Annotated in this window: 15 protein-coding genes; all 15 read left to right on the top strand. The window is 65.9% G+C overall.

Features of this window, described 5'->3' with window-relative positions; translation table 11 throughout:
* The coding region (locus J6525_RS39905) for a transposase (RefSeq protein ID WP_225648735.1) at positions 1-266 on the top strand (266 nt) is incomplete at its 5' end.
* 185 nt (positions 267-451) lie between these two features.
* Positions 452-1,990, top strand: a complete 1,539-nt coding sequence (gene murJ / locus J6525_RS39900; protein WP_225648733.1) for a murein biosynthesis integral membrane protein MurJ — start codon at positions 452-454, stop codon at positions 1,988-1,990.
* A 66-nt stretch (positions 1,991-2,056) separates the two neighbouring features.
* A complete protein-coding gene (gene trpS, locus J6525_RS39895) occupies positions 2,057-3,109 on the top strand; it encodes a tryptophan--tRNA ligase (protein WP_225648732.1) in 1,053 nt (350 codons plus the stop codon).
* Positions 3,110-3,197: 88 nt separating this feature from the next.
* Positions 3,198-3,692: a universal stress protein gene (locus J6525_RS39890; protein ID WP_028335525.1), complete on the top strand. Its 495-nt coding sequence runs from the start codon at positions 3,198-3,200 to the stop codon at positions 3,690-3,692.
* Between the two features lie 199 nt (positions 3,693-3,891).
* Positions 3,892-4,461, top strand: a complete 570-nt coding sequence (locus J6525_RS39885; protein ID WP_092081301.1) for a NifU family protein — start codon at positions 3,892-3,894, stop codon at positions 4,459-4,461.
* A gap of 88 nt (positions 4,462-4,549) precedes the next feature.
* Positions 4,550-5,245 carry a tRNA (adenosine(37)-N6)-threonylcarbamoyltransferase complex dimerization subunit type 1 TsaB gene (gene tsaB / locus J6525_RS39880; RefSeq protein WP_028343897.1) on the top strand — a complete coding sequence of 232 codons (696 nt, stop codon included), beginning with the start codon at positions 4,550-4,552 and terminating at the stop codon, positions 5,243-5,245.
* A complete protein-coding gene (gene rimI, locus J6525_RS39875; RefSeq protein WP_057015309.1) occupies positions 5,242-5,727 on the top strand; it encodes a ribosomal protein S18-alanine N-acetyltransferase in 486 nt (161 codons plus the stop codon). Before tsaB ends, rimI begins: the two co-directional genes overlap by 4 nt.
* Positions 5,728-5,804: 77 nt before the next feature.
* Entirely contained in the window at positions 5,805-6,257 is a 453-nt protein-coding gene (locus J6525_RS39870) for a Fur family transcriptional regulator (RefSeq protein WP_016840396.1), read from the top strand.
* A gap of 5 nt (positions 6,258-6,262) precedes the next feature.
* The gene (locus tag J6525_RS39865; RefSeq protein ID WP_225648730.1) at positions 6,263-6,943 is read left to right on the top strand and encodes an HAD family hydrolase; all 681 of its coding nucleotides are present in this window, start codon (positions 6,263-6,265) and stop codon (positions 6,941-6,943) included.
* Positions 6,944-7,141: 198 nt separating this feature from the next.
* Positions 7,142-8,530 carry a tRNA (N6-isopentenyl adenosine(37)-C2)-methylthiotransferase MiaB gene (gene miaB / locus J6525_RS39860; RefSeq protein WP_225648729.1) on the top strand — a complete coding sequence of 463 codons (1,389 nt, stop codon included), beginning with the start codon at positions 7,142-7,144 and terminating at the stop codon, positions 8,528-8,530.
* Positions 8,531-8,535: 5 nt separating this feature from the next.
* Entirely contained in the window at positions 8,536-9,606 is a 1,071-nt protein-coding gene (locus J6525_RS39855) for a PhoH family protein (protein WP_077231173.1), read from the top strand.
* Positions 9,607-9,674: 68 nt separating this feature from the next.
* Positions 9,675-10,172, top strand: a complete 498-nt coding sequence (ybeY, locus tag J6525_RS39850; RefSeq protein ID WP_225648728.1) for an rRNA maturation RNase YbeY — start codon at positions 9,675-9,677, stop codon at positions 10,170-10,172.
* 1 nt (position 10,173) lies between these two features.
* Positions 10,174-11,286, top strand: coding sequence for a hemolysin family protein (locus tag J6525_RS39845; protein WP_225648727.1), 1,113 nt, complete (start codon positions 10,174-10,176; stop codon positions 11,284-11,286).
* Positions 11,283-12,896, top strand: coding sequence for an apolipoprotein N-acyltransferase (lnt, locus tag J6525_RS39840; RefSeq protein ID WP_225648725.1), 1,614 nt, complete (start codon positions 11,283-11,285; stop codon positions 12,894-12,896). Before J6525_RS39845 ends, lnt begins: the two co-directional genes overlap by 4 nt.
* A 261-nt stretch (positions 12,897-13,157) precedes the next feature.
* Positions 13,158-13,574, top strand: a complete 417-nt coding sequence (locus tag J6525_RS39835; RefSeq protein ID WP_028335515.1) for a helix-turn-helix domain-containing protein — start codon at positions 13,158-13,160, stop codon at positions 13,572-13,574.
* Positions 13,575-13,661 lie beyond the last annotated feature (87 nt).

The raw sequence follows: 13,661 nt of genomic DNA, 5'->3' as shown, positions 1-13,661 counted from the left end.
GGGTCTACCGCGGAAATCAACTCCTCGACGCGCTCTCAGACTGCGGTCCATGGACTGTCGAGATCGTCGAGCGGCCTCAAGGCGTCAAAGGCTTCCAGCTTCTGCCGAGGCGGTGGGTGGTTGAACGCACATTCGCTTGGTTCGGCAGATGCCGCCGCCTCGCCAAGGACTTCGAGGCGACGGTGGCAACCGAAGCTGCCTGGCTGCTGATTGCACACATCAGGCTCCTGACCCGCAGACTCGCGGCTGCAGCTAAGGTTGGGTGATTTATGAGTCAGACTCTGAGGAGCGCGGAACGCGCGTCTCGAAGGATGCGCGGCCCCACTCTGGCCGATTCATCCTTCGAGGCTAGCCCAGCGGCGCAATTGCGCCGCAAGGCTCGCACCTCAGGATGACGGGTCCGTTAGAGTGCCGCTGGCAGCAACGCGAGCTACTGCTATAGAGACACACGATGTTCCGCTCCTTCCTCACGGTCTCCTCTGGAACGCTGGCCTCGCGACTGCTCGGCTTCGTGCGCGATTCCGTGATCGCGGCGCTGCTGGGCGCGGGACCGGTGGCGGATGCCTTCCTGGCGGCATTCCAGCTTGTGAATGTGGTGCGACGGCTGTTGTCCGAGGGCGGACTGAATGCCGCCCTGGTGCCGGCCTGGCTGAAGGCGCGCGATGCCGGCGGCTTGGAGGCGGCAACCGCCTTTGCCGGCCGCGTGCTCGGCACCGTCAGTGCCGCTGTGATCGCGGCCGCGCTCGTCATCGGCGTGCTGATGCCGCTGGTGATCGCGGCGATCGCGCCGGGTTTTGTCGGCCGCGACACGCTGCAATTCGCCGTCGACGACGCGAGGCTGATGCTGCCCTATCTCGCCTTCGCCGGCCCGGTCACCGTGATGATGGCGCTGCTCAGCGCCCAGGGACGTTTCGCGCTGACCGCGTTCTCGCCGCTGTTGTTCAACATCGCGCTGATATCGGTGATGGCCGTGCTGTTAGTGTGGCAGCAGGAGCCGGCGCAGGCGGCGATTGTCATGGCGGCGACGATCGGCATCGCCGGCTTCCTGCAACTGTCGATGCTGGCGCTGCGCGGCGCGAAACTCGCTTCGCCGCTCAGCGTGTCCTTCGATCCTGACATGCGCCGCTTTCTCGGCCGCGCGGTCCCGGGCATGGTCGCGAGCAGCGCGCCGCAATGGCTGATGGTGGCAGGCGCGGTGATCGCATCGATCTCGCCGTCGGCGGTGTCCTGGCTCTATTTCGCCAACCGCCTGCTCGAGCTGCCGCTCGGCATTGTCGGCGTCGCCATGGGCACGGTGCTGATCCCGGAGATGACGCGCGCCGTGCGCAGCGGCGAATCCAGCGCGATCGCGCATGCGGAATCGCGTGCCCTCGAGCTTGCGGTCGGGCTGGCGCTGCCGGCGACGCTCGGCCTGATGGTGCTGAGCGAGCCGATCGTGCGGATGCTGTTCGAGCACGGCGCGTTCACCGCCCAGGATAGCGCGGCAACCGCGCAAGCCTTGATCTGGCTGACGCTGGCCTTGCCGGCGCATGTGCTGGTGAAGGCGCTGTCGCCGGCGTTCTTCGCGCGCGAGGACACGCTGACGCCGCTGCTCGCGACGCTGAAGGCTATCGTGGTTACGATCGCGGCGGCCTTCCTGCTCGGGCAGATCTTCGGCGCGAGCGGAATTGCCGCAGGCATCGCGCTCGGCGCCTGGAGCAACGCACTGGCACTGATCCGCAAGGGGGCCGCGACCTTCGGCTTCTCGATCGATGCCGATGCGCGCCGCCGGCTGCCGCGCATCCTGGCCGCGGCCCTCGCGATGGGCGCCCTGCTCTGGCTTGCGGAGGGCGCGCTGCCGTCCGCCGGTAGCCACGGTTTCGTGCAGGCAGCCTCCCTGCTCGTGCTGATCGCCTCAGGTATCGCCGGTTACGGGCTGTTCTTGCAGCTTTTCGGCGTCACCGGCTGGCGCGAGGCGGTTAACGCCGTCAGGCAAAGGCGCCCCGCCTGACTTGCGCGCGCGGAGCTTAAGTGGCAAACGACGCGGCAAAACTAGCCATTTCCGGGAATCGAGACCATGGCGTTCGTTGAACGGGTTTTCTCAGGCGTCCAGCCGACGGGCAATCTGCACCTCGGCAACTACCTCGGCGCCATCGTCAACTTCGTGAAGATGCAGCAGACCCATAACTGCATCTATTGCGTCGTCGACATGCATGCGATCACGCAGGGCGTCGAGGTCTGGGGCGGCCCGGCCGAGCTCGCCCGCAACACCCGCGAGGTCACCGCGGCCTTTATCGCCGCCGGCATCGATGCCAAGAAGCACATCGTGTTCAACCAGAGCCAGATCGCCGGCCATGCCGAGCTGACCTGGATCTTCAACTGCGTCGCGCGGATCGGCTGGCTGAACCGCATGACGCAGTTCAAGGAGAAGGCCGGCAAGGACCGCGAGAACGCCTCGGTCGGCCTCTACGACTATCCGGTGCTGATGGCCGCCGACATCCTGCTCTACCGCGCGACCCATGTGCCGGTCGGCGAGGACCAGAAGCAGCATCTGGAGCTGTCCCGCGACATCGCGCAGAAATTCAACAACGATTTCGGCGATTCAATTCGTGGTCATGGTTTCGCCGACGGCCTGTTCTTCCCGCAGCCCGAGCCGCTGATCACGGGGCCGGCGACGCGGGTGATGAGCCTGCGCGACGGCACCAAGAAGATGTCGAAGTCGGATGCGTCGGACAATTCGCGCATCAACCTCACCGACGACGCCGACACCATCGCGCAGAAGATCCGCAAGGCGAAGACCGATCCCGAGCCGCTGCCGTCGGAGGAAAAGGGCCTGGAGACGCGCCCCGAGGCCGACAATCTGGTCGGCATCTACGCGGCGCTGGCCGGCATCTCCAAGCAGGAGGTGCTGACGCAGTTCGGCGGCGGGCAGTTCTCCAGCTTCAAGAACGCGCTGGTCGAGGTTTGCGTCACGAAACTGGCGCCGATCGCCTCCGAGATGAAGAAGCTAGTCGCCGATCCCGGCCATGTCGACGCGGTCCTCGCCGACGGCGCCAACCGCGCCCGCGGCATCGCCGACGAGACCATGCGCACCACCAAGGACATCGTCGGCTTCATCCGCCCGCGCTGACGCGCAAGGCAGGAACTGCGCGCTCCCTCTCCCAAACGGCGAGGGAGTATGGCACCATGGGTCGGTTTGGTTCAGCACCGGGACATGCATGACCACCCAGCGACGCAGCTACGAGTCAGGTCACAAGCCGAAATGCCTCGTCATCGTTGACGACACTGCGGAATGGGACCGCGCGGTCTACTACGCCAGCCGGTGGGCGATCCGGGTCGGCGGCGGCGTCGTGATGCTGCGGGTGATCGAGACCGAGGACCAGAACCAGCAATGGCTCGGGGTCGCGGACATCATGCGCGCGGAGGCCGAGGAGGCCGCCAATGAGGCGCTCGACCGCGCCGCCGGCCGCGCCAACGGCATCGCCGCGATCACCCCGGAGCGGGTGATTCGAGAGGGCGACCCAATCGAACAGATCCTCGACGTGATCGACAAGGACGTCGATATCGCAGCGCTGGTGCTGGCCGCCAACCCGGGCGCCGAGGGGCCCGGGCCGATCATCACCACCATGGCCAAGACCATGGGGGCATTCCCGATCCCGGTAACCATCGTGCCGGGCGGCCTGACCGACGCCGAGATCGACGCCCTGTCCTAGGGCATTATCGCACCGACCCGGTTCCGGGCATGGGTATGCGCCTGGAACCGCGGTTTTGCGGCTTGATCGCGGGCTTTTTAGTTGCCATCTGACTCCTTGATTTGACGCGTTTTCTTCGCGAACCGGTGTCACTTCGCTCGAAAACGCTATAATGGAACCCAACGCGCCGGCCTTGAACCGGCGACGCCGGAGACAGCAGATGTTCATTCAGACCGAAGCCACGCCCAATCCCGCCACGCTGAAATTCATCCCGGGCCGCATGGTGCTCGACAGCGGCACCATGGAATTCTCCTCGCCCGAATCCGCCGCGCGCTCGCCGCTCGCCGAACGGCTGTTCGCCGTATCCGGCGTCACCGGCGTGTTCTACGGCGGCGACTTCATCACCGTGACCAAGGCGGACGGCGACTGGCAGCACCTCAAGCCCGCGATCCTCGGCGCGATCATGGAGCACTACATGTCCGGCGCGCCGCTGCTCGCCGACGGCACCGCGGCCAGCGACGACGCCCGCGATGAGGAAGGCGAGTTCTTCGACGAGGCCGACGCCGAGACGGTCGAGCAGATCAAGGACCTGATCGAGACCCGTGTGCGTCCCGCGGTCGCCAATGACGGCGGCGACATCACCTTCCGCGGCTTCAAGGACGGCATCGTCTATCTCAACATGAAGGGCTCCTGTGCCGGCTGCCCGTCATCGACCGCAACCCTGCAACACGGCATCCAGAACCTGCTCCGGCACTTCGTGCCCGACGTGCAGGAAGTCCGGCCGATGTGATGGAGCGGCGAATGGCGAGTGGCGAATCGCGAATAGCATTCTCCGCAAGACCCCTATTCGCCATTCCCTATTCGCTATTCGCCCTCCCATGATGATTCTCGCCATCGATACGGCGCTCGACGCCTGCTCCGCGGCGGTGCTCGACACCACCTCCGGCAATACAATCGCCATTGAATCGCAGGCGATGCAGCGCGGCCATGCCGAGGCGCTGATGCCGCTGATCGCTCGGGTGATGAAAGAGAGCGGCATCGGCTTTGCCGGGCTCGACCGCATCGCCGTCACCACCGGCCCCGGCAGTTTCACTGGCCTGCGCGTCGGCCTCTCGGCGGCGCGCGGCCTGGCGCTGGCCGCGGAAAAGCCGGTGGTCGGACTGTCGACGCTCGCCGCCTACGCCGCGCCTGTCGTCGCCGAGAATGGCGCGTCCGCGATCCTGTCGGCGATCGATGCGCGGCATGATCACGTCTATTTCCAACTGGTGGGCGGCGACGGCAGCCCGATCATCAAGCCGAAGGTGGCGCCGATCGCCGAAGCGCTCGAGGCCTCACAACACGGCGCGCTGCATCTGGTCGGCAACGCCGCCAATATCCTCGCCGAGCGCTGGCCCGCCGACGCCGCACCGCCGGTCAAGGTCGACCGGCAGCCCGCGCCCGATATTACCTGGGTCGCCTGGATCGGCGCGGCCGTGGATCCTGAAACCGCGCCGCCGCGGCCGTTCTATCTGCGTGCGCCCGACGCCAAGCCGCCGAAGGACCGGCTCGAAATCAGCACGCCGCGATCGACATGATCGGCTGGCTGTCACGATGGTGGGGCGGCGGTCCCCCCGCGGTCGAGCCCGCATCGCTGCGCGACGCCGCGCGGCTCGCGCAATTGCACGGCGCGTCGTTTCATCGCGGCTGGGGCGAGGGCGAATTCGAGGCGATGCTGACCGAGCGCAACACGCTGGTGCACCGGCTGCGGCAGGGACGCAAGGTGATCGGCTTTGCCGTCTCGCGGATGGCGGCGGACGAAGCCGAAATCCTGTCGATTGCGATCGATTCCAATCAGCGCGGCCGCGGGTTGTCGCGCGACCTGTTGCTGACCCATCTCGGCCATCTTGCCGGCCGCGGCATCCGCACCATCTTCCTCGAGGTGGAAGAGAACAATCAGCCGGCGCGACGGCTCTACGAAAAGGCCGGATTCGGCGTGATCGGCCGCCGCGAACGCTACTACAAGCAGCCCGGCGGGGAACATTTGAACGCGCTTCTGATGCGCCGCGACTTGTCGTAACATCGGCGCGATGGCAGAACAGCGCCCTGCTCTGCCATCCAAGGCTCAAGGACTGGCCAAGGACCTGCCAAGGACCCATGACGACGGTGAAAATCACGCCTGCGCAGAAGAATACCGGCATCGAGGCGCGCTGCGCCGCGACCGGCATGCGCATGACCGAACAGCGCCGTGTGATCGCACGCGTGCTGGCGGAGGCCATGGATCACCCTGACGTCGAGGAGCTCTACCGCCGCTGCGTGGCGGTCGACGACAAGATCTCGATCTCGACCGTCTATCGCACTGTCAAGCTGTTCGAGGATGCCGGCATCATCGAGCGCCACGACTTCCGCGAGGGCCGCGCGCGCTACGAGCAGATGCCCGAGAGCCATCACGACCACCTGATCAATCTGCGCGACGGCAAGGTGATCGAGTTCACCTCCGAAGAGATCGAGAAGCTGCAGGCCGAGATCGCGCGCAAGCTCGGCTACAAGCTGGTCGATCACCGTCTCGAGCTGTATTGCGTCCCGCTCGACGAAGACAGCAAGTCGTAAGCCGGGTGAGTTTCGACCTCGTCATCTTCGATTGCGACGGCGTGCTGGTCGACAGCGAGGTGATCTCCTGTCGCGCGCACGCGGAGACGCTGACGCGGCACGGCTTTCCGATTACACCCGACGGCGTGCTGAAGCGCTTCCTCGGCGTGTCCGACCGCGAGGCGCGGCGGATCGTCGAGAGCGAGATCGGCCGCGCGCTGCCCGAGACCTTCGAGGCCGAGGTCAAGCACGCGACGCTGAGCTTCTATGCCGACGATCTCAGCGCGATCGCGCATGTCGGCGAGGCGATCGCCGCGCTCGGCTTACCGAAATGCGTGGCGTCGAGCGGCACGCCGGAAAAGATCCATCACGGCTTGACCTGCGCCGGGCTCTACGACCAGCTCGCACCGCATATTTTCTCCGCCACCCAGGTCAAGCGCGGCAAGCCGGCGCCCGATCTCTTCCTGTTCGCGGCGGCGCAGATGGGTGCCAGCCCGGCGCGTTGCGTCGTGATTGAGGACAGCGTGGCCGGCGTCACCGGCGCCCGCGCCGCCGGGATGACCGTGCTCGGTTTTTACGGCGGCAGCCATTGCACGGCGGAACACGAGGACATGCTGCGCCAGGCCGGCGCGGCCGTCACCTTCGCCGATATGCGGAAATTGCCCGGTTTGATCGCCCGGGTGGGGGCTACGGCGAGCGCTGACTGACCCTGCGAGGTCATTCCGGGGCGCGACCGAAGGGAGCGGAATCTCGAGATTCCCCGGTGCGCAATTGCGCACCTGAGGTTCGATGCTGACGCATCGCCCCGGAATGACGTCCAGACCGCTGGATTTTCCCCGGTTTAAGCTATATTTCAGCCTCGGCGCCCCGATGGCGCCGTTTCCATTTTTCGTTCTCAGGGTTCCATGACGACGCCGCGCAAGCTGCACATCAAGTCCTATGGCTGCCAGATGAATGTCTACGATGCGCAACGCATGGCGGACACGCTGGCCGGCGAGGGCTTTGTCGAGACCGCGAGCGCCGAAGACGCCGACCTCGTGATCCTCAACACCTGCCACATCCGCGAGAAGGCGTCGGAGAAGGTCTATTCCGAACTCGGGCGGCTTCGCGTCGCCAAGGACGAGGCCGCGCGGGCGGGCCGCGAGATGAAGATCGCGGTCGCCGGCTGCGTCGCGCAGGCCGAAGGCGCCGAGATCATCCATCGCGCGCCGACCGTCGACATCGTGGTCGGGCCGCAGAGCTATCATCATCTGCCCGAGCTCTTGAAGCGCGCCAAGGCAAACGGCCGCGCGCTGGAAACGGAATTCCCGGTCGAGGACAAGTTCGGCTTCCTGCCGCAGCCGAAGCCGGATGCGATCCGCGCCCGCGGCATCTCCGCCTTCGTCACGGTGCAGGAAGGTTGCGACAAGTTCTGCACCTTCTGCGTGGTGCCCTACACGCGCGGCGCGGAAGTCTCGCGTCCGGTCGCCAGGATCATCGACGATGTGAAGCAGCTCGCCGACAACGGCGTGCGCGAATTCACGCTGATCGGACAGAACGTCAACGCCTATCACGGCGAAGGCCCCGACGGCCGCGTCTGGCCGCTCGGCAAATTGTTGCAGCACCTCGCCGAGATCCCTGGCGTCACACGGCTGCGCTATTCCACCAGCCATCCGCGCGACGTCGACGACGCCCTGATCGCGGCACATCGCGATTTGCCCGAACTGATGCCGTTCGTGCACCTGCCGGTGCAGTCGGGGGCCGACCGGATCCTTGCCGCCATGAACCGCAAACATACCGCCGATGACTACCGGCGCGTCATCGACCGGTTCCGCGCCGCGCGGCAAGACATTGCTTTTTCATCAGATTTTATCGTGGGCTTCCCCGGAGAGACCGCGGAAGAATTTTCCGCCACCCTCGCGCTTGTCACGCAAATCGGATACGCTGCGGCGTATTCATTCAAATATTCGCCACGGCCGGGCACGCCGGCGGCGGAGATGCGGGAGACAGTGTCAGCAGCCGAGATGGACGAGCGCTTGGGGCGGCTTCAGGAATTGATCGACAGCCAGCAATCGGCCTTCAACCGGGCTGCGATTGGCACAACGGTCGATGTGCTGTTCGAGCGCGCCGCACGCAATCCGGGCCAGATCGTCGGCCGCACCGCCTATCTGCAGCCCGCCCATGTGATGGCGTCGCCTGACATCATCGGCCAGGTCCTCCCGGTGAGGATCGGCAGCCTCGAGCGCTACAGCCTGATCGGCGAGCTCGCGACGCGACCCGCGCCCGGCCTCATTTCGCAGACCATTGGAGCCTGAAATCCTTGCCCAAAAGCGCATCGGATTCGTCTTCGCTCGCTCCCAGCCGCAAACCTGACCGCGACATGCAAATGCCACCTGAGACCCGGCCCCCTGAAACTCAGGTCGTCATCGATTTCGACGACAACCGCGCGGCATCGGCGCTGGTCGGCCCCTACGGACAGAATCTGGCGCTGATCGAGCGGCGGCTCGGCGTCGTTGTCGATTCCCGCGGCAATCATCTTACCATCGCAGGCTCCCGCGACGGCTGCGACGCGGCGCGGCGCGTGCTGGAGACGCTCTACGCGCAGGCCGTCGAAGGACACGACCTCGATCAGGGCGAGGTCGAAGGCGCGATCCGCGCCGTGATCGCGCAGGGCTCGCTGTTCGAATTCGACAACAAGACCGCCAAGCCGACCTTCGAGACCATCAATCTGCGCAAGCGTCCGGTGCGCGCCCGCACCGCTGCGCAGGATTCCTACATCCGCGCCCTGAAGCGGCATGAGCTGGTGTTCGGCATCGGCCCGGCCGGCACCGGCAAGACCTGGCTCGCGGTTGCCCATGCCGCGCAGCTGTTCGAGCGCAAAGAGGTCGATCGCATCATCCTGACGCGGCCCGCGGTGGAAGCCGGCGAGCGGCTCGGCTTCCTGCCCGGCGACCTCAAGGAGAAGGTCGATCCGTATCTGCGCCCGATCTATGACGCGCTGTACGATCTGATGGATGCCCGCGTCGTCGAGCGCGCGCTGCAGGGCAACGAGATCGAGATCGCCCCGCTCGCCTTCATGCGCGGCCGCACCCTGACCAATGCCGCCATCATCCTCGACGAGGCGCAGAACACCACGACGATGCAGATGAAGATGTTCCTGACGCGTCTCGGCGAGAACAGCCGGATGATCGTCACCGGCGATCCGTCGCAGGTCGACCTGCCGCATGGCCAGGCCTCGGGCCTCACGGAAGCCGTGAAGCTGCTCGACGGCGTCGAGGGCATCGCCCAGGTGCATTTCAAGGCCGAGGACGTCATCCGCCATGAATTGGTGGCGCGCATCGTGGCCGCCTATGAGGGATTGCCGCAAAAGCCGGCAAACGCCAGATCTTGAGACCAATAGCTTCGGCCGCGAGCCCGCACGACGCGGGATCCGGCCATAACGCAGATTTTGAAACCAACGTGTCTGCTTTTCCTGCCACCGAGGTTCTCGTCACCGCCGAATGCTGGCAGGCCGAGCCCAATGCCGACGCGGTGATCCACCGCGCCATCGAGGCTGCCGCTGAAATCGCCGATGCCGATGTCGCCGACGCCGAGCTTGCGGTGATGCTGACCGACGATGCCGGTATCCGCACCCTCAACGCCAACTGGCGCAGCATCGACAAGCCGACCAATGTGCTGTCGTTTCCGGCGCTGCAGCCGGAAGGCTCCGGCGGACCCGACGATGCCCCGCGCATGCTCGGCGACATCGCGATCGCCTATGAGACGACGCGGCGGGAAGCCGATGAAGAACGGAAACCGTTCGACCATCATTTGAGCCATCTCGCGGTGCATGGCTTCCTGCACCTGATCGGGTACGACCACGAGAACGACGACGATGCCGAGGACATGGAGGCGCTCGAGCGCGAGGTCCTCTCTTCCCTCGGCATTCCCGACCCCTATGCGGATCGGACCGCCTGACATGCCGGATTCCGAACCGACCCACGACAACCCGCGCAACGTGAGCAACCTGCCCGCCGTGGTGCATGAGGGCGAGGTGCAGCGCCCGGCGGCCGAGGGCTGGCTGGTGCGCGCGATCCGCACCCTGTTCGGCTGGAAGGCCGGCTCGGTGCGCGACGATTTGCAGGTGGTGCTCGACGCCTCGACGCCCGACGACGTCGGCTTCTCGGCGATCGAGCGCACCATGCTGCGCAACATCCTGTCGCTGAACGAGCGGCGGATCGCCGACGTCATGGTGCATCGCGCCGACATCGTCGCGGTCAAGCGCGACATTCCGCTCGGCGAATTGATGAGCCTGTTCGAGAGCGCGGCGCATTCGCGGCTCGTCGTCTACAACGAAACCCTCGACGACCCCGAGGGCATGGTGCACATCCGCGACCTGCTCGCCTTCATGACCGCGAGAGCCCGCGTCACCGACGCGACCAAGACGAAGCGCAAGAAGCCGTTCCCGGCCGGGCTCGATCTGCGCAGCGTCGACCTCGCACTGCCGCTGTCGGAAGCCAATATCATCCGCAAGCTGCTCTACATCCCGCCATCGATGCGCGCGATCGACCTGCTGGCGCAGATGCAGGCCTCGCGGATCCACCTCGCTTTGGTGGTCGACGAATATGGCGGCACCGACGGGCTGGTGTCGATCGAGGATATCGTCGAGCAGATCGTCGGCGAGATCGACGACGAGCACGATTCCGACGAGCCGCCGTCCATCGTGCGCCAGCCGGACAACTCCTTCATCGCCGACGCGCGCGCCAGCCTCGACGATGTCCGCTCGGTGATCGGCGAGGATTTCGTGATCGGCGACGCCGGCGAGGAGGTCGAGACGCTCGGCGGCTACCTCGTATCGTTCGTCGGGCGCCTGCCGGTGCGGGGCGAGGTGATTTCGGGGCCCGGCAATTACGAGGTCGAGGTGCTCGACGCCGATCCGCGGCGGGTCAAGCGCGTGCGCATCACCGCGCGCAAGGAGCGGCCGACGCCGCGCAAGGAGCGCGAGCGGCGCCGCGAGCAGTCGCCGGACTCCGGAAACCCGCAGGCGAATGACAACATGCCGCCGCCCGGCGAGGGAGCCGGTCCGCAGTGAGGCTGTCCGACAAGCTCCGATCGATCGGCCTTGCAATCATCCTGACCTGGGGATGGAAACGCGCCGTCCTCGCGCTCACGGCCGGCGCGCTGTCTGCGCTGGCGATGGCGCCGTTCAACGCCTGGCCGGTTCTGTTTCTCACCTTTTCCATCGCGGTCTGGCTGATCGACGGCAGCGCGGCCGGCCGCTGGCGCGGCGTGCCCGCCGCGGCGCTGTCCGGCTTCTGGTTCGGCCTCGGCTATTTCGTGCCGGGGCTGTACTGGATCGGCTACGCCTTCTTCGTCGATGCGGACACCTTCGCCTGGCTGACGCCGTTCGCGGTGCTCGGCCTGCCCGCCTATCTCGCTTTGTTCACCGCCTTCGGCTTCGCGCTGGCGCGGCTGATCTGGCCGCGCGACGCCTCGCGCGTGCTGGCGCTCGCGGTCAGCCTGACGGTTTCGGAATGGCTGCGCGGCCATCTCCTCAGCGGCTTTCCGTGGAATGCGTTCGGGTACGCGCTGACCGAGCCGCTGGCGCTGGCGCAGACCGCGTCGCTGATCGGGCTCTGGGGCATGACATTCCTGGCCGTCGCGATCTTCGCAAGCCCGGCCGTGTTGATCGACGGCGGCTCGCGCGGCCGCAAGCCGTGGCGCGCGCCGGCGGCCGCGGTGCTGGTGCTTGCAGCGATGCTGGCGTTCGGCGTGGTCCGCCTCGCGCAGCAGCCGACCAGGTTGGTCGACGGCGTCAAGCTGCGCATCATGCAGCCCGATCTGCAGCAGGACGCCAAGTTCAACTACTCCGCCAAGGCGGCGGTGATGCAGAAATATCTCACCCTGTCGGATCGCGCCTCCGGGCCGCACGCCACCGGCGTGAAGGATGCCACCATCCTGATCTGGCCGGAATCCGCGTTTCCGTTCTTCCTGACCAAGGAAGCCGACGCGATGGCGCAGATCGCCGACCTGCTACCGAAGGGAACCGTGCTGATCACCGGCTCGGTGCGCGCGCCCGATCTGCCGCCCGGCGTCCGCGTCACGCGCGCCTATAATTCCATCTACGTCATCGACCACGACGGCAGCGTGCTCGCGGTCTACGACAAGCTGCATCTTGTCCCGTTCGGAGAATATCTGCCGTTCCAGGACTGGATGGAGAAGCTCGGCTTCGTGCAGCTCACCAAGGTGCAGGGCGGCTACATTCCCGGCACGATCCGCCGGACGCTCGATATTCCGAATGCACCGCGCGCCCTGCCGCTGATCTGCTACGAGGCGATTTTTCCCGGCAATGTCGTGAGCCGCGACGACCGTCCCGGCTGGATCGTCAATGTCACGAATGACGGATGGTTCGGAATCTCGACCGGCCCTTACCAGCACCTGCAACAGGCTCGGCTGCGCACCATCGAGGAAGGCCTGCCGATGGTCCGCGCCGCCAATACGGGCATCTCGGCCGTGATCGACCCGGTTGGCCGGATCGTCGCACAACTCGGGCTCGGCATCGAAGGCGTGCTCGATGCCGGCCTGCCGGCGGCCATCGCGCCGACGATCTATGCGCGTGTCGGGAACATCCCCGCCGCTGTGATTGTGATCACAGCCCTGGCGTTCGTGTTGCGGCGGCGGTTTGTGAGGCGAAAACCCTGACGGCCGCATATCGCCGGTTGTCGCGAACCCGAAAAAACGTCGAAATTTACCTCAGTATGATTCCACCAGTTGACAGATCGACCGTGCACTTCGCATTGTACGGGTCCACGCGAAATCACAAGCCAAGTCAGCCCCTTTGCGCAAATTGTCCGCATTTCGTCCCGATCCTCCTTGCAGGATTTGACGGCACCGGCGCCTGAGGCATACTCCACTTCCAACTTGCCTCATCCACGGGCGCGCAATCCCTTAGGAGAGTTGGAGATGTCCACCAAAGCGCCCAATCCTGTTGACAAATATGTCGGCAGCCGCGTCCGTATGCGACGCATCATGCTCGGCATGAGCCAGGAAAAACTGGGCGAGGCGCTAGGCCTGACGTTCCAGCAGGTGCAGAAATACGAGAAGGGCACCAACCGCGTCGGCGCCAGCCGGCTGCAGCAGATCTCCGAAATCCTGCAGGTGCCGGTCTCCTTCCTGTTCGACGGCGGCCCGAGCGGGGTCAAGACCGCCGACGGCTTCAGCGAGGGCGCCTCGCCGACCTACGTCTCCGATTTTCTGGCAACCGCCGAGGGCCTGGCCCTGACCCGCGCCTTCACGCGGATTGCGGACGCCAAGCTCCGCCGCAGCATCGTCGAACTGGTCGAGCAGATCGCGGCGCGCGAGGCAGCCGAGCAGGCCTGATTCAGCCATATCCATTTGAGAGATCGTCAAATCTGGAATATGCCATTCCGGCGCGCGCCAACGCGATGAGCTCAGCTTGAGCATCAT

The organism is Bradyrhizobium australafricanum, assembly GCF_020329495.1.
Classification (GTDB): domain Bacteria; phylum Pseudomonadota; class Alphaproteobacteria; order Rhizobiales; family Xanthobacteraceae; genus Bradyrhizobium; species Bradyrhizobium australafricanum.
The sequence above is the reverse complement of the archived record's forward strand: the minus strand, read 5'-3'. Positions and strand labels throughout refer to the sequence as shown.